Genomic DNA, 17,192 nt, shown 5'->3' with positions numbered 1-17,192 from the left:
CCGCGCGGAGGGGTGAGTCTCGCCGCTCAGTCGGCGTACCGCAGGGCGCCCGGCCGGACCCGCGCGTCGGCCCCGATCCGCATCCCGTCCGCGAGCGCGCCCGCCGCCCGCAGCTCCCGCAGCCGCGCCAGCACCCGGTCCCGCACGTCCCACGGGCTGATCGTGTTGACGTTGATCTTGGTGGCGCCCTCGAAGCCGGCGAGGGTGGAGACGCGCCACTTGAGCATCACGCGCCAGGGCATCGGGGACGCGACGCCGGGCGGGCGGGTGTGCCATTCCTCGTTGGAGGGGACATCGGGCCCGGTGGCCGCGTGGGCGGCGTGCAGCAGGTCGGACACGGCGCGCAGCTCGGCCGCGGTCTGCCGCCACGGCTGCCCCACCGGGCTCGTGGAGTAGACCTCGACCGTCGGGTACCGGTGGCCGAAGCCGGCGAACATCACGGCGTGCTCGTTGGCGGCGATCACGAGGTCGTGCGCCACGGCCACGTCCAGCGCGGCGTGGTTGAACACCTGCGGGTCCTCGCGCAGCCGGCCCAGGGCGGCGGCGTTCTGCGCGCCGACCTCGTCGATGGCCACGAGCTGCTTGTGCAGGTGGTCGAAGGAGGCGCCGGCGGGCTTGAGCCAGTTCTGGAACACGGAGACGTACTGCACGGCGGGCGTGGTCGCGTAGAGGTCCCGCATCGCGTCGGCGGTCAGGGCCAGGAACGCGTGGTGCTCGTCCGGGGTGAGGGTGCCCGAGGAGGCCAGCTGGTGGTCGTCCACGGCCCCGTCGACGAAGTGCCGCCGAGCGATCACGACGTCGTGCGTGCCGCCGAAGAATGCGGCCGACGCCCCGATCAGCTCCGCCTCGGACATCGCCGCCGCCTCCTCGGCGGAGCGGCCGGAGGCGCGCAGCTTCGCGGCGACGACGGCGCGCACGTGGGCGCGGCCGGCCTCGGTGGCCAGGTACTCGTCACGGCGGCGGCGCGCGTCAGGGGGGAGTTCGTAGCCGTGGTTGAGACGCCAGTAGTCGTAGCTGAGGATCTCGAAGAGGTTGGGGACCCGGCGGAAGGCCGGGGTCGTCTCCTCGAGCCGCTCCACGGCCGGGTGCCGCAGGATCTGCCAGACCGGGGCGCCGTCGTCGGCCCTCGTGGAGACGATGCGTGACTTCTCCGGCGGCGTCTCCAGCAGGCGGTGCTCGCAGAAGGCGCAGTGCCGACCCTGCTGGGCGGGGTCGAGCGGCTGCGGGGCGGGCCGGACGAGGCCGAGCGGGCGGTGGCCGCGGCCGGGCACGGTCCAGACCTCGGTGCCGGTGAAGGGGTTGCGCTGCTTGACGGTGCCGTCCGGCAGTCGGGTGAGGGGCTCGCTCACAGACGGGTGCACGAGGCCAGGATACGAGGCGGTGCCGGCCCGGGCAGGCCGGCGCCGACGCGCCCGCCGGTCAGAATTCGAGCAGCACCTTGCCCTTGGCATGGTGGGACTCGAGACGCTCGAACGCCTGCTCCCAGTCGGCCAGGGGGTAGCGGCTGTCCACGGTCACGGCCAGCTCGCCGGCGTCCACGAGCCGGACGAGCTCGGCCAGGCCCGCCCCGTCCGGATGCATGAGGAAGAACTCGTAGGTCACCCCGGCCTTCTTCGCGGCCCGGCGCACCTTCGCACTGGCCACCCGGGAGACGACGGCGGCCAGCGGCCGACGCGACGGGCGCGCGGTCTCACGAAGGCTGCCGGGGCTCGGCGGGCCCGCGATGGTCACCAGCCGGCCGCCGGGCTCGATCGAGCCGAGCAGCTCGGCCATCTGATCACCGCCGATGAGGTCGAACACCTTGTCGAAGCGCTCGCCCCCCTCTGCGACGGTGCGGGCGCGATAGTCGATCACCGCGTCGGCGCCGGCCTCGCGGACGTACGGCTCACCCGCCGCGGAGGCGGTCACGGTCACGTGCGCGCCGCGCAGGTGTGCCAGGCGCGTGGCGATCAGCCCGACGCCGCCGGCGGCCCCGGTGATCAGCAGCCGCTCCCCGGGCTGCAGGTCCAGGTGCTCCGGGCCGAGTGCCTGCTGGGCGGTCAGGCCGGCGAGCGGCAGGCCGGCCGCGTCCGTCAGGGGCATGCGGGCGGGCGCGGCGGCCACCCAGTCCGCGCGCACCGCGGCCAGCTCGGCGAACGCCCCGTGGCCGGAGGGGTCCACGCGGGTGATCACCGCGTCACCCGGGGCGAACGCGGTCACCCCGGCGCCCACGGTCTCGACGATGCCGCTGAGCTCGTTGCCGGCGACCGTGGGGAAGGCGTCGGGGGCGATGGCCTTGAAGTCGCCTTCGCGGTGCATCGCGTCGACGGGGTTGAGGCCGACCGCGCGGGTGCGGATCAGCACCTCGCCGGCGCCGGCCGTGGGGGCGGGGACGTCGGTGAGGGCCATGGCCTCACGGCCGCCGTAGGACTGGAGGACGAGTGCTCGCATGACGCCGAGCCTAGGTGTAGGAGGGCATGACGTTGTTGACTCGGGTCGGTGCCAGTGAGGCCGGAGGAGCGTCTCCGCAGGAGGTATGAGGCCGATGGTAGTTGTAGTGGTTCACCCACACCTGCAGGGCCTCACGCCGAGCCCGCTCTGAGGTGTAGGGGCGGGCGTAGAGGACCTCATCGACCATCAGCCGGTTGTACCGCTCGACCTTCCCGTTATGGCGCGGGGTGTAGGGGCGGATCCGGTGGTGCCGGCCTCCGAGCGAGACCACCTTCGCGGTGAAGTCCACGGCCCGGTAGTTGTTCCCGTTGTCCGTGATCACCCTGTCGATCCGGATGCCGTGGGCGGCGAAGAACGCCCGCGCCCGGCAGAAGAACCCGATCGTGGTCACCGCCTTCTCGTCCTCCAACGCCTCGGTGTACGCCAGGCGAGTGTACCCGTCGATCGCCGAGTGCAGGTAGGTGTACCCGACCCGTCGGCCAGGCCCGCGCTTGGCTGCTCGCGCGTTCTCGGAGTCCCGGCCGTGAGCACGCCAGCCGCCCCCCTCGGGGATGCGCCCGATTTTCTTCACGTCCAGGTGCACCATGTGCCCCGGCCCTCTCGCGGTGATCTTCTGGGGTCGTTGGCGCAGGTCTTCTCCGGCCGGGGTCAGGTCCCGTAGGCGGGAGATCCCGAGTCGGTGCAGCCACCGTCCCACGGTACGAAGACACACCCGGTGGCCCTCGGAGACGAGGTGGTGATGGATGCGCCGTGCGGACCACTTGCGCTCCCGCCGCAGGGCGTGGATCTGGGCGACCAAGACCGGATCGAGCTGGGCAGGTGAACGGTGCGGCCGGCTGGGCAGGTCCTGAAGGCCGGCTTCTCCCTGGGCGCGGTAGCGGGCCACCCAGGTGGCCACCGTGGGCCGGCTCACCCGGAACTCGGCGGCCACGTATGCCTGCGGGATCCCGTCGTGCAGGTGGCGGTGGACCATCCTGAGACGGCCGGTCGGGGTCAGGGGTGCGTTAGCGTGAGTCATGAGCGGGTCTCTTCTGGCAGGTGGGTTGTTGAGGAACTTCCATCCTGCGGGAGAGGCCCACTCGTCTCATCTCAGCCCGTACCCCGTGGCAAGAACCTCATGACCCACAACACCTAGGCGCGCCGACCCGGAGTGCCGAGCCCTGTTCGCCGTCGTCGATCACGCAGGTCGGGCTCGGTGACCTCCGGCGTGATCATCCCCACGGCCACCCGTGACGCGGGTACGCTGATCGCTGTTCCACGTCACAGCGCTCTCGCTCGACTCGTCTCACCCGCACGGAGGCCTCACCCATGTCGTCCCGCATCCACCACCCCGGCCTCCGGTCGAAGGTGATGTCCGCCGCGGAGGCGGCGGCGTTCATCCAGCACGGCACCACCGTGGGCATGAGCGGGTTCACGGGGTCCGGCTACCCGAAGGCCGTGCCGATGGCGCTGGCCGAGCGGGCCAAGGAGCTGCACGCGCGCGGCGAGGAGTTCCGCATCAACCTCCACACGGGGGCGTCCACCTCCGCGGAGATGGACGGTGCGCTGGCCGAGGCGGACGCCGTCGCGCTGCGCACCCCGTTCCAGTCGGACCCGACGATGCGCGCCAAGATCAACGCGGGCGCGATCGAGTACATCGACACGCACCTGTCCCACCTGGCGCAGACCGTGTGGAACGGCTTCTACGGGCCCATGACCACCGCGGTGATCGAGGTGTCCGGGATCCGCGAGGACGGCCGTCTCGTCCCCAGCTCCTCCGTGGGCAACAACAAGTCCTGGATCGACCTGGCGGATCAGGTGATCCTCGAGGTCAACTCGTGGCAGAGCGAGGACCTCGAGGGTCTGCATGACGTCTACTACGGCACCGCGCTGCCACCGCATCGCACGCCGATCATGCTCACCCACCCCGCGGACCGCATCGGTGAGACGTACCTGCGGTGCGATCCGGCCAAGGTGGTGGCCGTCGTCGAGACCCACGCCCCGGACCGGAACTCTGCCTTCAAACCCGCCGACGCGGACTCGATCGCGATCGCCCAGCACCTCGTGGAGTTCTTCGAGCACGAGGTGGCCCAGGGCCGGTACGACGAGCGGCTGCTGCCGCTGCAGTCGGGCGTGGGCAACATCGCGAACGCGGTGATGTCCGAGCTGGTGAAGTCCCGATTCACGGGCCTGTCCGCGTTCACCGAGGTGGTGCAGGACGGCATGCTCGACGCCCTGGACTCCGGCACGCTGGCGACCGCGTCCGCGACCGCGTTCTCCCTGTCCACCGAGGCCGCCGAACGGTTCAACGACAACGCCGCGAAGTATCGGGACAAGCTGATCCTGCGCACCCAGGAGATCTCCAACCACCCCGAGCTCGTGCGCCGCCTCGGCATTTTCGCCATGAACGGCATGCTCGAGGCCGACCTGTACGGCAACGTGAACTCCACGCACCTGATGGGCACGAAGATGATGAACGGCCTCGGCGGCTCCGGCGACTTCGCCCGCAACGCGTTCACCTCGTTCTTCCTCACCCCCTCCACGGCCAAGGGCGGGGACATCTCCTGCATCGTGCCGATGGTCCCGCACGTGGACCACACCGAGCACGACGTGCACGTGGTGGTCACCGAGCAGGGGCTGGCCGACCTGCGCGGCCTCTCCCCCAAGCAGCGCGCCCGCACGATCATCGACACGTGCGCGCACCCGGACTACAGGGAGCAGCTGCGGGACTACTTCGACCGCGCGATGCGCGGGTCGGACGGCCTGCACACCCCGCACCTGTTGGGCGAGGCCCTGTCCTGGCACCAGCGCTTCCTCGAGACCGGGACGATGCGTCAAGGCTGACGGCCCGCCGGACCGGACACCTGCGGAACGGGCCGCGCCTCGCGACGGGGCACCCTACAGTGGGCCGCGCCTCGCGGCAGGGTGAGATCACGCCGGCTCCGGGCACGTGCCCGGAGCCGGCCCAGGGCCGCAGGACCGGCGACGGCGTCAGCGGCGCCCGCCCTGCTCCCGCTCGGGGATTCCCGCGGCCCACAGGGCGGCCGCGATGAGGGCGGGCTGGCCGAACAGCCGCGCCAGGCGGCGGCCATCGGTGTCCAGCCCGAAGCCGTCCTTGCGCTCGGCGTACTGCCCGATGTTCCCGGGGTAGATCGCGGTGTAGAAGGCCGCCAGGGCGGTGCCGGTCAGGCGGCGCTGCCCGGGGAGCGCCAGCAGAGCGGCCCCGAGGCCGATCTCGGCCACGCCGGATCCGAGCACCACGAGGTCCGCCGGGAGCGGGACCCACGAGGGCACCTGGGCGCGGAACTCACGGCGTGCCACGGTGAGGTGGGACAGCCCCGCGGCGGTCATGAACCCGCCGAGGCCGAGGCGGGCGGCGGTCTGGGAGAGGGGGACGGACTGCCGGTGCTTCGTCATCACGCCTCCCCGAGCTCGAGGACGACGTCGATGTTGCCCCGGGTGGCGTTCGAATAGGGGCACACCTGATGCGCCTGCTCCATGAGGGCGCGGGCCTGATCCGCGGGGACATTGGGGAGCACGACCTCGAGGGTGACCTCCAGGCCGAAGCCCTCACCCTGGCGGCCGATGCCCACGCGCGCGCCGACGGAGGAGTCGGTGATGTCGGCACGGGAGGCACGGGCGACCATCTGCAGGGCCGAGTGGAAGCACGCGGCGTAGCCGGCGGCGAACAGCTGCTCGGGGTTGGTGCCCTGGCCGGAGCCGCCCATTTCGGTGGGCACGGCGAGGTCGAGGTCGACCCGCCCGTCGGTGGTGCGGACATGGCCGTCGCGGCCGGCGCCGGTGCTGAGCGCCTCGGCGGTGTAGATGGTCTCCATGGGAGGTCCTTTCATCCGCCCGCCCCGTGCGGGACGAGTCGGCTCCAGCCTGCCACCCGGCTAGGTCGCGCGCAACCAAGTCGCTCCCCAGCGACCACTAGAATCGCTCCCATGGATGCCGCGCCGACCCCCAGCCTCGCCCTCGAGGACCAGCTCTGCTTCGCCCTGCACCGGGCGACGCGCGCCGTCACGCGCGGCTACGGCCCCCTGCTCTCCCGCCTCGGCCTCACCTACCCGCAGTACCTCGTGATGCTCACCCTGTGGCAGGCGGAGAGTGACGCCTCGGCCGAGACGGAGGCGTCGACGTCGGACGCCGCCGGCGCGCTGGGGGTCGGCGCGCTGCGGGACCGGCTCGGCATGGACAACGGGACGATCACACCCCTGGTGCGGCGCCTGGCCGGCATGGGGCTCGTCACGCGGGAGCGCGACGTCCACGACGAGCGACGCGTGCTGGTCCGGCTGACGGACGAGGGGCGGGCGCTGCGGGCGTCCGCCCGGACGGTCCCGGTGGACGCCCTCACCCGGATCCCCCTCGACACCACCGAGCGCCAGGTCCTCATGGACCTGCTGAACCGGATCACCGAGGCCGCCGGGCCGCGCTGAGACGGCGGGAGCGGCCCGCGCGGAGCGCGGGTCAGCGCACCCGGTCCAGGATCGCCCGGGCGACGGCGTCCGCCTCGCGCTCGGGTAGCCAGTGGTCCGCGTCGAGCTTCACGAACCGGTACTCCCCCGCCACCTGCCCGGCCGTGAGCTCGGCGGCCCGCGGCCCCAGGGCCGCGTCCCGGGTGCCCCACACGTACGTGGTGGGGACCGACACGGGCGCGCTGCGCGTGGTGGTCACCAGATCCGGGTTCGCCCGATACCAGTTCACCGGACCGCGCAGGCTCTGCGGGGTGGAGAACCGGCGGGTGTAGTGCTCCGCCCCGGGGACCTGCCCCCGCTGCAGCAGGGAGCCCAGCCGTCGCGCGAGGATCCGTTCGGGGAGGGACGGTGCCTGGAAGGCGGCGATGTACCAGCTGCGGCGCAGCTGGTCCGGGCCGCGCAGGGCGCGGGCCAGGGCGGCCGGGTGCGGCGTGGACAGGACGGTCAGGGACGCGACGCGCTCGGGGTGGGCGGTGGCCAGCGCCCAGGCGACGGCGCCGCCCCAGTCATGGCCGACGACGTGGACGCGCCGCGCCCCCGCCGCGTCCGCCAGCGCGACGGCGTCCCCCACGAGCGCCGGGAGGCGGTAGGCCGCCGTCGCCCGCGGCGCGGCCCCCGGGGAGTAGCCGCGCTGGTCCGGCGCGAGGGTGCGCAGCCCCGCGGCGTGCAGCAGCGGCTCGACGTGCCTCCAGGACGTGGCGTCCTGCGGGAAGCCGTGCAGCAGCAGGACCACCTCCCCCTCGGCCGGCCCGCCGTCGCGGACATCGAAGGTCAGGCCCTGATGCCGGAAGGTGGCCATGCCGCCCCCGAGTGCGCCGTCGCTCGTCACAGCCGGACGACCATCTTCCCCGTGTTGGCGCCCTCGAGCAGGTCGATGAACGCCTGGGGCGCGTTCTCCAGACCCTCCCGGACGGTCTCGTCCCACTGGATCTTCCCGTCGGCGACCCACGGGCCCACGCGCTCGAGGAACTCGGGACGGACCTGCGCCGCGTACTTCTGCAGGACGAAGCCGCGCAGGGTCAGCCGCTTGCCGATCGCCAGGGCGAGGTTGCGCGGGGCCGCCGGCGGCTCCGTCGAGTTGTACTGGGCGATCGCACCGCACATCGCCACGCGGCCGTCGACCCGCATCGCGGCGATGGCGGCCTCGAGGTGGTCGCCGCCCACGTTGTCGAAGTAGACGTCGATCCCCTCCGGCGCGGCCTCGGCCAGCAGGTCCGTGGGCGAGCCGTCGTGGTAGTTGAACGCGGCGTCGAAGCCCAGCTCCTTCACCCACGCCACCTTCTCGGGCGTGCCGGCCGAGCCGACGACGCGCGAGGCGCCCAGGAGGCGGGCGATCTGGCCGGCGACCGAGCCGACGGCCCCCGCGGCGCCCGAGATGAAGACGGCGTCGCCCTCCTGCATCTCGGCCACGTGCACGAGGCCGGTGTAGGCGGTCAGACCCGTCATGCCCAGCACGCCCAGGTAGGTGCTGTCCGAGAACTGGGAGGTGTCCACGGCCTGGACGGTGTCGCCGTCGAGGACGGCGTGCTCGCGCCAGCCGAGGCCGTGGAGCACGGACGTGCCCTCCGGCACGTCCGCGTGGCGCGAAGCGATCACGGTGCCCACCGCGCCGCCGTCGAGGGGGGCGTCGAGCTGGAACGGGGGCACGTAGGACTCGACGTCGTTCATGCGGCCGCGCATGTACGGGTCCACGGACATCACGGTGTTGCGCACGAGGACCTGGCCCTCGGTGAGCTCGGGGAGCTCGACCTCGGTGAGGCGGAAGTTCTCCGGCGTCGGGGCGCCGTGGGGGCGGGAGGCGAGGTGGATCTCGCGCGTGTGGGTGGGGGTGCTCATCGAGTGGTCTCCTCGGGGTCGAAGTGGTGGGCTCGGCGGAGGGGGGTCAGCGCGCGAGCAGGTCGAGGACGCGGCGGGCGGCGTCGGCGGAGGAGGCCGGGTTCTGACCGGTCACCAGGGTGCCGTCCGTGACCACGAAGCTCTCCCCGTCCGGGCCCTTGCGGTAGTCCGCGTCGGCGGCGATCAGCGCGTCCTCGACGAGGAACGGGACGACGTCCGTCAGCTGGGCGGCCTCCTCCTCGCCGTTGGTGAACCCGGCGACCTGACGGCCGCGCACGAACGGGGTGCCGTCGGCCGCGGTGATCGGGTGCAGGATCCCGGGCGCGTGGCAGACGAGGCCGAGCGGGCGCCCGGCCGCGTCGCTGTCGAGGATGATCCGCGTGGAGTCGGCGTCGGACACCAGGTCCCACAGCGGGCCGTGACCGCCCGGGTAGAAGACGGCGTCGAACCCGTCCACGTCCACCCGGGCCAGGGGCGTGGTGTGGGCCAGGGCGGCCTTGGCCTCCTCGTCCTGGTCGAACCGGCGGGTGGCCTCGGTCTGCATCTCCGGCTGCGAGCTCGTCGGATCGATGGGCGGCTGGCCGCCGCGGGGCGAGGCGAGGGTGACCTCGTGGCCGGCGTCCGTGAAGACGTAGTAGGGCGAGGCGAACTCCTCGAGCCAGAACCCGGTCTTGCGGCCGGTGTCGCCCAGCTGGTCGTGCGAGGTGAGGATCATCAGGATGCGGGACATGTCTGGGGCCCTTTCGTCGGTGGGGACTGCACTCTCATGGTCGTACGCAACCGAATCTCGGGCAAGGGTGACGGTGCCCACCGGCCTCACGCCGCGGCCGCCGCGCCCAGGACATCAGCGCTCCGTCACCCGCCCGTCCTGGACCTGCCAGCGGCGGTCGGTGCGGACGGTGTCCAGCATGCGGCGGTCGTGGGTGACGAGCAGCAGGGCGCCCTCATAGGTCTCCAGGGCCTGTTCGAGCTGCTCGATGGCCTCCAGGTCCAGGTGGTTGGTGGGCTCGTCGAGCACCAGGACGTTCACCCCGCGGGCCTGGAGCAGGGCCAGGGATGCCCGGGTGCGCTCGCCGGGCGAGAGCTCGTCCACGGGGCGGTTCACGTGGTCGGCCCTGAGGCCGAACTTGGCCAGCAGGGTGCGCACCTCCCCGGAGGCCATCTCGGGCACGAGCGCCTCGACGGCCGCGGCGAGCGGGACGGTCCCGACCAGCAGCGAGCGCGCCTGGTCGATCTCCCCGATCTGCACGCTGGACCCCAGGGCGGCCATGCCCTCGTCCGGGGCCTGGCGGCCCAGCAGCCCGCGCAGCAGGGTGGACTTGCCGGCCCCGTTGGGCCCGGTGATGCCGATCCGCTCCCCCGCGTTCACCTGGAGGGACACCGGGCCGAGCGTGAAGCCGCCCTGCCGGAACACGGCGTCGTTGAGGGTGGCGACCACCGAGCTGGAGCGCGGCGCCGCACCGATGGTGAACTCCAGCCTCCACTCCTTGCGCGGCTCCTCCACCTCCTCCAGGCGCGCGATGCGGCTCTCCATCTGCCGGACCTTCTGGGCCTGCTTCTCGCTCGACTCACTGTTGGCCTTGCGGCGCAGCTTGTCGTTGTCCGGGGACTTCTTCATCGCGTTGCGCACGCCCTGGCTGGACCACTCCCGCTGGGTGCGGGCGCGGGAGACGAGGTCCTGCTTCTGCTCGGCGAACTCCTCGTACTTCTCCCGGGCCTGCCGGCGGAGCGTGGCGCGCTCCTCCAGGTAGGCCTCGTAGCCGCCGCCGTACACGTGGTTGCTGTGCTGGGCGAGGTCGAGCTCGAGGACACGGGTGACGCAGCGGGCCAGGAACTCGCGGTCGTGGCTCACCAGCACGACGCCGCCGCGCAGCTCCTGCACGAACGCCTCCAGCCGCTGCAGACCGTCCAGGTCCAGGTCGTTGGTGGGCTCGTCCAGGAGCACGACGTCGAAGCGGGAGAGCAGCAGCGCGGCCAGGCCCACGCGGGCGGCCTGCCCACCGGAGAGGGAGGTCATGAGGACCTGTTCCGGGGAGGCGGAGAGGTCCAGACCGAGGTCGGCCAGGACGGCGGGGATGCGCTCCTCCAGGTCCGCGGCGCCGGAGGCCAGCCAGCGGGTGAGGGCGGTGTTGTAGCGGTCCGCGGCGGCGTCGGTGACGTCCGGGTCGGCCAGTGCCTCGGCAGAGGCGTCCATCTCGCGGGTGGCCTCGGCGCAGCCGGTGCGGCGGGCGATGTACCCGGCCACCGTCTCCCCCGACACGCGCTCGTGCTCCTGCGGGAGCCAGCCGACGAAGGCGTCCGAGGGGGCGAGGGACACGGTGCCGGCCTGCGGGGCCAGGTCCCCGCCGAGGATGCGCAGCAGCGTGGACTTGCCCGCGCCGTTGGCCCCCACGACGCCGACGACGTCCCCCGGCGCGACGGTGAGGTCGAGCGCGTCGAACAGCGTGCGATGGCCGTGGCCGCCGGCCAGGCCGGAGGCGACGAGGGTGGCGGTCATGCTTCTCCTGGCTCGGGTGCGCTTCCCTGGGGCGGGTCACCGCCACACTGTCACAGATCCCCCGGGGCACCGCCCCCGGGCCCCGACTCCCGGATCTGCGGCGCGCTTCCTTCCTTGCCCTGACAGGGGGAGAGTCATAGCGTCGCCAGGGTCAGGTGCGCGGCTCCGCGCGGCGCACACGGCGCTCCAGAGAGGGAAGGCAGAGCACTGATGACTGAACCGGTGAAGTACACGCCCGACATCGAGCATTCGGTCGACCGCGAGGAGGACCTGACCCGCGAGATCCTGGCCCAGATGGGCGCGGCACAGCGCCGCGCGGCGGGAGAGCACAAGCACGCCCACCGCGACGCCCACGCCAAAAGCCACGCCGTCCTCAAGGCCACGCTGGAGGTGCACGAGGGCCTGGCTCCCGAGCTGGCGCAGGGCATCTTCGCCCGTCCGGGCACCTACGAGGCGGTGGCGCGGCTCTCCTCCGCACCCGGGGACATCCACACCGACCGCACTCCCGCCCCGCGGGGCTGGGCCTTGAAGGTGCTGGGGGTGGAGGGCAAGCGGCTGCTGCCGGATCTGGACAGCCACAATCAGGACTTCCTCATGGTGAACTTCCCGACGCTCGCCTTCGGCACCGTGGCCCGCTACAAGGAGATGCTGAGCCTGCTGGAGAAGAACTCCCAGTCCCCCGAGCTGCTGCAGCGCCTGACGACGGGCGCCGCGCGCGTGGTCCGGGGTGCGGTGGAGACCGTCGGGGGGACCCCCAGCGCCACCCTGGAGGGCCTGGGGCGGGACAACGCCCACGTCCTCGGCGAGACGTACTTCACCCAGGGCGCCCTGCGCTACGGGGACCACGTCGCGAAGATCTCGCTGGCCCCAGCGTCCGAGAACGTGCGCGCCCTGACCGGTCAGGACATGAAGGTGGAGGACTTCTCCTCGATCAGCGAGATCGTCGCCGACTTCTTCTCGCGTGAGAGCGCAGAGTACGTCCTGCGGGCGCAGCTGGCGACCGACCCGGAGCGCATGCCGGTGGAGGACGCCTCCGTCCTGTGGGACGAGGAGGAGGCCCCGCACCAGCCCGTCGCCACCCTGCGCATCGAGGCGCAGGAGAGCTACAGCCATCCCCGCCGCGTCTACGGCGACGACGCCCTCACCTTCAACCCCTGGAACGGCGTGGTCGAGCACCAGCCGTTGGGCTCCATCATGCGCGTCCGCAAGCGCGCCTATGAGCAGTCCACTCGCTTCCGCCACGAGTTCAACGACCGCCCGGCCCCCGAGCCGTCGTCGCTCGACGACATCCCGGACTGATCCCGGCCCCACCCCTCACCATTCACCCCAAAGGATTCTCGAAGGAGGACCTCATGACTGACCGCTCAGACCCCCGGCTCCAGGACGAGAGCCGTCTCGACGCCGTCAAGCGCGCCGTCGAGGACGTCGCCCAGGACGCCCCCACGCTGGCCAAGATCGCCCTCGAGGCGATGATCCGCGAGCACAACCCGGACCTGTCCGGCACGGCCGACTCCGCCGGCCGCGTGGGGATGCGCTCGGGCAAGGTCTCGGAGCTGACCGCGATCGCCCGCCTCAAGCCGGGCGGCGCCGAACGGCTGCAGCGCATCTTCGACCTGACCCGCGGCAACATGGACGGCGCCCAGCGCGTGTCCACGCTGCACGACATGCGCTTCGTCTTCTTCGACGACAACACCCGGATCCTCTTCGCCACGGCCTACGACGGCGACTGGGATGCGTACATCAACGACTTCGCCACCAAGATCCCCGAGCTGATGGACCTCCTCTTCCAGAACGTGGAGGGGTGGCCGGGCATCGACAGCCCGGCCGTGAAGGACTTCATCGCCGAGCACCAGATCACCGCCTCCGGGTGGTTCGTGGCGAACCCGCAGGTCACCGTGGTGGACACGCGTCGACTGCAGCGCACCGAGGACGCGGTGAACACCTTCCTGGACCAGATGGCCGGGCGCACCGACCTGGACGAGGACACCGCGGCCGCCCTGAAGCAGCTCACCGACACGATCTCCACCCCCGAGGCGGTGGATTACTGAGATGGGCGTGCTCAAGGACCTGAAGGAACGTTTCGATCGGGAGCGGGTCGAGCTGGACCTGGACGACATCCAGGGCCTGGTGCTGCGGTCGCGGCCTGAGCCCTACGTCGGCGCCCACGCCATGCTGACCGTGGAGGAGGCCGAAGGCGGTCGGGACTTCGTCCGTCGCCTGACCGAGTACGTGACCTCCGCGCAGGACTGGGCCGACGACCTGCAGTCCTGGACCGGCGTGGCGATCAGCTATGCCGGCCTGCGCGCCCTGGGGCTGCCCGAGGACTCCCTGGCCAGCTTCCCGCTGCCCTACCAGCAGGGGATGGCCGCCCGCGCTCAGCAGCTCATGGACACCGGGCCGAACGCCCCGGAGCACTGGGACGAGGCGTTCACCCAGGACGCCTGTCACATCGCGCTGACGATCTACGCGGCCGACGCCGACGCCCTGGACGCCGCCCTGGACCAGGCGGAGAAGGTGCTGGAGCACTCCACCGGAGTGACCCTGGTGGCCACCCACCGGTTCGGGGTCGACGAGCTGAACAAGAACCCCTTCGGCTTCCGGGACTCCATCTCGCAGCCGACGGTGGCCGGCAGCGGGGTGCGGCCACAGCCGGGCCAGGAGCGCTCCATCTCCGCCGGCGAGTTCATCCTGGGCGAGAACAGCGAGACCGGCTCCCCGCTGGCCGTGCCGCAGCCGGATGTGCTGGGCCGCAACGGGACCTACGTGGTGCTGCGCAAGTTCGCCAGTCGGGTGGGCGCCTTCAACGAGTACCTGGCCTCGCAGAGCCCGGACCCGGAGGAGCAGCACCGGATCGCCGCGAAGATGTTCGGCCGGTGGCGCAGCGGCGCCCCGCTGGTGCTCTCCCCGGACCACGACGACGAGGAGCTGGGCAACGACCCGGAGCGGCGCAACGACTTCACCTTCGAGGACGACCCGAAGGGCCTGATGTGCCCGCACTCCAGCCACATGCGTCGCCTCAACCCGCGGGACAGCGACCTGTCGATCATGACGGACGTGAACATCAAGCGGATCATCCGGCGCTCCTCGACCTTCGGTCCCGGGTGGTCGCCGGAGGTGAGCTCGGCCGACGACGCGAAGGAGGACCGCGGGATCTACTTCATCTTCATCAGCGCCCGGGCCTTCGACACGATCGAGTTCATGCAGCAGGAGTGGATCAACGGCGGCAACTTCGTCGACCTCGGCTCCGAGCGGGATCCGATCGTCGGTCTGCACGAGGACGACCCCACGGAGGGGCAGTTCACCATCCCCGCCGAGCCGGCTCGCAAGCGCATCAACGGCATCACCACCTTCAACCGGATGGCCGGGGGCGAGTACCTCTTCATGCCCTCGCTCAACGCCCTGCGGTGGATCGGTGAGGCGGGCTGGACCTCCGAGCAGTCGGACGCCGAGGCATGATGCAGCCTCCGTCCCCGGGCGGCCCCGCAGGCGCCCTGCCGTGGCAGGTGGACCTCGACTGGCTGTGGGGCACCCCGCCGGGCAACGACGGCTCCCCCGCGACCCTGCGGCTGGACGTCGTCGGCTCCGGGGCGGCCCGGGCCGCCGCCGCGTGGCTGAGCTCCCTGCCCGGGGACGAGGACGGCGTCCGGGGCAGGGGCGGCTGGCGTGCCGACCCGGGCGAGCAGCCCGGCGCGGACGACCACGCCGTCCTGCTGCTCACCTCGGCCGGTGAAGACGTGGCGGACGGGCTGGAGGACGCCGCCGACGACGCCCACGCGGCGCTGGCCGCCGTCGAGGGCCTCACCCTGCGGTGGACTCCCCTGCCCCGTGACCCGTCCCGCTGAGGCGCTCGCGCCCCGTGAGTAGGCTGGAGTGATGGCGACGGTACTTCTCGTGCGGCACGGCCGCACCACGGCCAACGCGACCGGACTGCTGGCGGGCCGCACCCCCGGGGTCAGCCTGGACGACCACGGACGGGAGCAGGCGGCCCGCACCGCGGATCGGATCGCGGCCGTGCCCGTGGCCGCGGTGGTGGCCAGTCCCCTGGAGCGGTGCGCGCAGACGGCCCGCGCCCTCCTCGATCGCCAGCCGGGGACGGTGCCCTCGCTGGTCGACGACGACCTCACCGAGTGCGACTACGGCCAGTGGCAGGGACGCGCGCTCAGCGACCTGGCCACCGAGCCCCTGTGGGCGACGGTGCAGACCCAGCCGTCCGCCGTCGTCTTCCCCGGCGGGGAGTCCATGGCGGGCATGCAGGCCCGCGCGGTGGCGGCGATCCGCCGGCACGACGCCGCGGTCGAGGCCGAGCACGGGCCCGGGGCGGTGTGGGTGGCGGTGAGCCACGGGGACGTCATCAAGTCGATCCTGGCCGATGCGCTCGGCACGCACCTGGATCTGTTCCAGCGGATCGAGGTGGGGCCCGCCTCCGTGTCCATCGTGAGCTACGGTCCGAGCCGCCCGCGGGTCTGGGCCACCAACACCGACGCCGGGGACCTGTCCTGGCTGGCGACCCTCGGCCCGTCCGACGACGCCCCGGTGGGCGGCGGCGCGGGCACGGGCGCAGGCACGGGCACCGGTGCAGTGGACAAGCAGACGCCTAGGATCGTGGCATGACTGATGCACCTGCCCCCGCCCATGAGTTCGACTGGCCGGATCGCGTCGTGATCGGGACGCTCGGGCGTCCCGGAGCCCGCACGTTCTACCTGCAGGTGCGCACCGGGCCCCGGCTGGTGAGCCTGGCCCTGGAGAAGCAGCAGTCGGCCCTGATGGCGGAGATGATCGACGAGATCCTCGACGATCTCATGGCGCTGGAGGGCAACCCGCACAGCGTCCCGGCCAGCACGCCCGTGGAACTCGTGGACAACGATCCGCTGGACCCGGTGCAGGAGTGGTTCCGGGTGGGGGCCATCGGCCTGGGCTGGGACCCCACCACCGCGCAGGTGCTCATCGACGCGCACCCCCTCTCCGACGACGACGCCGACCCGGCGCCCGAGGCGGACGCCGAGGCCGTGCGCGTGCGCATGCCCGTCGGCGCCGCCCGGGCGTTCGCCCGGCGCACCCGGGAGGTCGTGGACGCCGGCCGTCCGGTCTGCTCGGACTGCGGCCAGCCCATCGACCCCGACGGCCACGACTGCACCCTCCCCGACTCCTGATGAGCGCCGCGGACGTGCCCGCCGGCGAGCTGGTGTCCGGGGAGCTGATGCTCACCGGCCGCATCACGACGGCGTCCAACGCCACGTTCCTCGGCGCGATCGGTGACACCCCGGTGGTCTACAAGCCGGTGGTCGGCGAGGCCCCGCTGTGGGACTTCCCCGCCGAAACCCTGGCCCGCCGCGAGGTGGCCGCGCACCTGGTGTCTGAGGCACTGGGGTGGGACATCGTGCCGCACACGTGGCTGCGCGATGGCCCGTTCGGCGAGGGCATGGTGCAGCTCTGGCAGGAGCAGGACCCTGAGCAGGACGCCGTGGACCTGTTCCCGGCGGATCAGGTGCCAGCCTCGGGGTGGCTCACGATCCTGGAGGGTGAGGACGAGGACGGGAATCGGCTGGTCCTGGCCCACGAGGACTCGGCGGCGCTGCGCCGCATGGCGGTGTTCGACGTGATCGTCAACAACGCCGACCGCAAGGGCGCCCACATCCTCGCCATGCCCGGCGGTCACCGGTACGGCGTGGACCACGGGCTCACCTTCCACGTGGAGGACAAGCTGCGGACCATGCTGTGGGGATGGCTCGGTGAGGCCCTGAGCGAGGAGGAGCGCGACGGCGTGGGGCGCGTTCTCGAGGGGCTCGAGGGTGAGCTGGGGCGCAAGCTGGCTGAGCTGCTCAATGCCGAGGAGATCGGTGCCCTTGCGGATCGTTGCGCTGGCTTGCTCGACGACGGACGGTTCCCTGCCCCGAGCGGGCTGACGCCGGCCGTCCCCTGGCCGCTGTTCTGACGGGCCCGAGGCGTCAGCGCGGCCGCAGGGACGGCGGGTG

At 72.4% G+C, this 17,192-nt stretch carries 18 protein-coding genes; 9 read left to right on the top strand and 9 right to left on the bottom strand.

The features are described from left to right. Window positions 1-26: 26 nt before the first annotated feature. The 3 genes from OVA32_RS05315 to OVA32_RS05305 form a co-directional block, all read right to left on the bottom strand. Window positions 27-1,349, bottom strand: coding sequence for a DUF4921 family protein (locus OVA32_RS05315; protein ID WP_267715830.1), 1,323 nt, complete (start codon window positions 1,347-1,349; stop codon window positions 27-29). A 70-nt stretch (window positions 1,350-1,419) separates the two neighbouring features. Continuing rightward, window positions 1,420-2,430 (bottom strand): NADP-dependent oxidoreductase, encoded by a 1,011-nt coding sequence (locus OVA32_RS05310; protein ID WP_206482132.1) that lies wholly within the window; start codon window positions 2,428-2,430, stop codon window positions 1,420-1,422. Between the two features lie 10 nt (window positions 2,431-2,440). Beyond that, window positions 2,441-3,448, bottom strand: a complete 1,008-nt coding sequence (locus OVA32_RS05305) for an IS481 family transposase (RefSeq protein WP_267715670.1) — start codon at window positions 3,446-3,448, stop codon at window positions 2,441-2,443. A 290-nt stretch (window positions 3,449-3,738) separates the two neighbouring features. Between OVA32_RS05305 and OVA32_RS05300 the strand changes: the two genes are divergently transcribed. Continuing rightward, window positions 3,739-5,253 (top strand): acetyl-CoA hydrolase/transferase family protein, encoded by a 1,515-nt coding sequence (locus tag OVA32_RS05300; protein WP_267715668.1) that lies wholly within the window; start codon window positions 3,739-3,741, stop codon window positions 5,251-5,253. A gap of 147 nt (window positions 5,254-5,400) precedes the next feature. On the opposite strand, the gene OVA32_RS05295 is transcribed toward OVA32_RS05300, so the two are convergent. Next, window positions 5,401-5,826, bottom strand: coding sequence for a hypothetical protein (locus OVA32_RS05295; RefSeq protein WP_210078913.1), 426 nt, complete (start codon window positions 5,824-5,826; stop codon window positions 5,401-5,403). Beyond that, window positions 5,826-6,245 (bottom strand): organic hydroperoxide resistance protein, encoded by a 420-nt coding sequence (locus OVA32_RS05290; RefSeq protein WP_002855232.1) that lies wholly within the window; start codon window positions 6,243-6,245, stop codon window positions 5,826-5,828. Before OVA32_RS05290 ends, OVA32_RS05295 begins: the two co-directional genes overlap by 1 nt. Before the next feature lie 111 nt (window positions 6,246-6,356). Here OVA32_RS05290 and OVA32_RS05285 point away from each other — a divergent pair, with 111 nt between their 5' ends. Further along, complete coding sequence (locus OVA32_RS05285; RefSeq protein WP_063190263.1) at window positions 6,357-6,848, top strand: MarR family winged helix-turn-helix transcriptional regulator; 492 nt, start codon at window positions 6,357-6,359, stop codon at window positions 6,846-6,848. A 31-nt stretch (window positions 6,849-6,879) separates the two neighbouring features. Here the strand turns inward: OVA32_RS05285 and OVA32_RS05280 are convergent, their stop codons facing one another. From OVA32_RS05280 to OVA32_RS05265, 4 genes are all read right to left on the bottom strand, one after another. Continuing rightward, window positions 6,880-7,686 carry an alpha/beta fold hydrolase gene (locus OVA32_RS05280; protein WP_225348578.1) on the bottom strand — a complete coding sequence of 269 codons (807 nt, stop codon included), beginning with the start codon at window positions 7,684-7,686 and terminating at the stop codon, window positions 6,880-6,882. Between the two features lie 26 nt (window positions 7,687-7,712). Further along, window positions 7,713-8,723 carry an NADP-dependent oxidoreductase gene (locus OVA32_RS05275; protein ID WP_163721251.1) on the bottom strand — a complete coding sequence of 337 codons (1,011 nt, stop codon included), beginning with the start codon at window positions 8,721-8,723 and terminating at the stop codon, window positions 7,713-7,715. 46 nt (window positions 8,724-8,769) lie between these two features. Further along, window positions 8,770-9,453, bottom strand: a complete 684-nt coding sequence (locus OVA32_RS05270) for a type 1 glutamine amidotransferase domain-containing protein (RefSeq protein WP_163721249.1) — start codon at window positions 9,451-9,453, stop codon at window positions 8,770-8,772. Window positions 9,454-9,567: 114 nt separating this feature from the next. Next, on the bottom strand, window positions 9,568-11,220 hold the full coding sequence (locus OVA32_RS05265) for an ABC-F family ATP-binding cassette domain-containing protein (RefSeq protein WP_163721247.1): 1,653 nt from the start codon (window positions 11,218-11,220) through the stop codon (window positions 9,568-9,570). A gap of 210 nt (window positions 11,221-11,430) precedes the next feature. On the opposite strand from OVA32_RS05265, the gene OVA32_RS05260 reads away from it, so the two are divergent. Genes OVA32_RS05260 through OVA32_RS05230 form a run of 7 tightly spaced genes read left to right on the top strand, consistent with a single transcriptional unit; the run spans window position 11,431 to window position 17,152 of the window. Further along, window positions 11,431-12,519, top strand: coding sequence for a catalase family protein (locus OVA32_RS05260; protein WP_172717669.1), 1,089 nt, complete (start codon window positions 11,431-11,433; stop codon window positions 12,517-12,519). Window positions 12,520-12,572: 53 nt separating this feature from the next. Continuing rightward, window positions 12,573-13,268: a hypothetical protein gene (locus OVA32_RS05255; RefSeq protein ID WP_163721245.1), complete on the top strand. Its 696-nt coding sequence runs from the start codon at window positions 12,573-12,575 to the stop codon at window positions 13,266-13,268. Window position 13,269: 1 nt separating this feature from the next. Next, on the top strand, window positions 13,270-14,676 hold the full coding sequence (locus OVA32_RS05250) for a Dyp-type peroxidase (RefSeq protein ID WP_163721243.1): 1,407 nt from the start codon (window positions 13,270-13,272) through the stop codon (window positions 14,674-14,676). Beyond that, window positions 14,673-15,062, top strand: a complete 390-nt coding sequence (locus OVA32_RS05245; RefSeq protein WP_163721241.1) for a hypothetical protein — start codon at window positions 14,673-14,675, stop codon at window positions 15,060-15,062. Before OVA32_RS05250 ends, OVA32_RS05245 begins: the two co-directional genes overlap by 4 nt. 31 nt (window positions 15,063-15,093) lie before the next feature. Next, window positions 15,094-15,831: a histidine phosphatase family protein gene (locus OVA32_RS05240; RefSeq protein ID WP_205521335.1), complete on the top strand. Its 738-nt coding sequence runs from the start codon at window positions 15,094-15,096 to the stop codon at window positions 15,829-15,831. Continuing rightward, window positions 15,828-16,370, top strand: a complete 543-nt coding sequence (locus OVA32_RS05235; protein WP_134416745.1) for a DUF3090 domain-containing protein — start codon at window positions 15,828-15,830, stop codon at window positions 16,368-16,370. The genes OVA32_RS05240 and OVA32_RS05235 overlap by 4 nt, the downstream gene beginning before the upstream one ends. Next, a complete protein-coding gene (locus tag OVA32_RS05230; RefSeq protein ID WP_134416747.1) occupies window positions 16,370-17,152 on the top strand; it encodes an SCO1664 family protein in 783 nt (260 codons plus the stop codon). The genes OVA32_RS05235 and OVA32_RS05230 overlap by 1 nt, the downstream gene beginning before the upstream one ends. Window positions 17,153-17,192: the final 40 nt, after the last annotated feature.

It is taken from the genome of Micrococcus sp. SL257, assembly GCF_026625585.1.
Taxonomy (GTDB): Bacteria; Actinomycetota; Actinomycetes; order Actinomycetales; family Micrococcaceae; genus Micrococcus; species Micrococcus luteus.
Note: the sequence above shows the minus strand (reverse complement) of the source record. Positions and strands in the feature narration are given on the sequence as shown.

Excerpts from the sequence above, each read along its gene's own strand:
- OVA32_RS05310 (WP_206482132.1), bottom strand. The coding sequence starts at position 2,430 with ATGCGAGCACTCGTCCTCCAGTCCTACGGCGGCCGTGAGGCCATGGCC.
- OVA32_RS05305 (WP_267715670.1), bottom strand. The coding sequence starts at position 3,448 with ATGACTCACGCTAACGCACCCCTGACCCCGACCGGCCGTCTCAGGATG.
- OVA32_RS05300 (WP_267715668.1), top strand. The coding sequence starts at position 3,739 with ATGTCGTCCCGCATCCACCACCCCGGCCTCCGGTCGAAGGTGATGTCC.
- OVA32_RS05295 (WP_210078913.1), bottom strand. The coding sequence starts at position 5,826 with ATGACGAAGCACCGGCAGTCCGTCCCCCTCTCCCAGACCGCCGCCCGC.
- OVA32_RS05290 (WP_002855232.1), bottom strand. The coding sequence starts at position 6,245 with ATGGAGACCATCTACACCGCCGAGGCGCTCAGCACCGGCGCCGGCCGC.
- OVA32_RS05285 (WP_063190263.1), top strand. The coding sequence starts at position 6,357 with ATGGATGCCGCGCCGACCCCCAGCCTCGCCCTCGAGGACCAGCTCTGC.
- OVA32_RS05280 (WP_225348578.1), bottom strand. The coding sequence starts at position 7,686 with ATGGCCACCTTCCGGCATCAGGGCCTGACCTTCGATGTCCGCGACGGC.
- OVA32_RS05275 (WP_163721251.1), bottom strand. The coding sequence starts at position 8,723 with ATGAGCACCCCCACCCACACGCGCGAGATCCACCTCGCCTCCCGCCCC.
- OVA32_RS05270 (WP_163721249.1), bottom strand. The coding sequence starts at position 9,453 with ATGTCCCGCATCCTGATGATCCTCACCTCGCACGACCAGCTGGGCGAC.
- OVA32_RS05265 (WP_163721247.1), bottom strand. The coding sequence starts at position 11,220 with ATGACCGCCACCCTCGTCGCCTCCGGCCTGGCCGGCGGCCACGGCCAT.
- OVA32_RS05260 (WP_172717669.1), top strand. The coding sequence starts at position 11,431 with ATGACTGAACCGGTGAAGTACACGCCCGACATCGAGCATTCGGTCGAC.
- OVA32_RS05255 (WP_163721245.1), top strand. The coding sequence starts at position 12,573 with ATGACTGACCGCTCAGACCCCCGGCTCCAGGACGAGAGCCGTCTCGAC.
- OVA32_RS05250 (WP_163721243.1), top strand. The coding sequence starts at position 13,270 with ATGGGCGTGCTCAAGGACCTGAAGGAACGTTTCGATCGGGAGCGGGTC.
- OVA32_RS05245 (WP_163721241.1), top strand. The coding sequence starts at position 14,673 with ATGATGCAGCCTCCGTCCCCGGGCGGCCCCGCAGGCGCCCTGCCGTGG.
- OVA32_RS05240 (WP_205521335.1), top strand. The coding sequence starts at position 15,094 with ATGGCGACGGTACTTCTCGTGCGGCACGGCCGCACCACGGCCAACGCG.
- OVA32_RS05235 (WP_134416745.1), top strand. The coding sequence starts at position 15,828 with ATGACTGATGCACCTGCCCCCGCCCATGAGTTCGACTGGCCGGATCGC.
- OVA32_RS05230 (WP_134416747.1), top strand. The coding sequence starts at position 16,370 with ATGAGCGCCGCGGACGTGCCCGCCGGCGAGCTGGTGTCCGGGGAGCTG.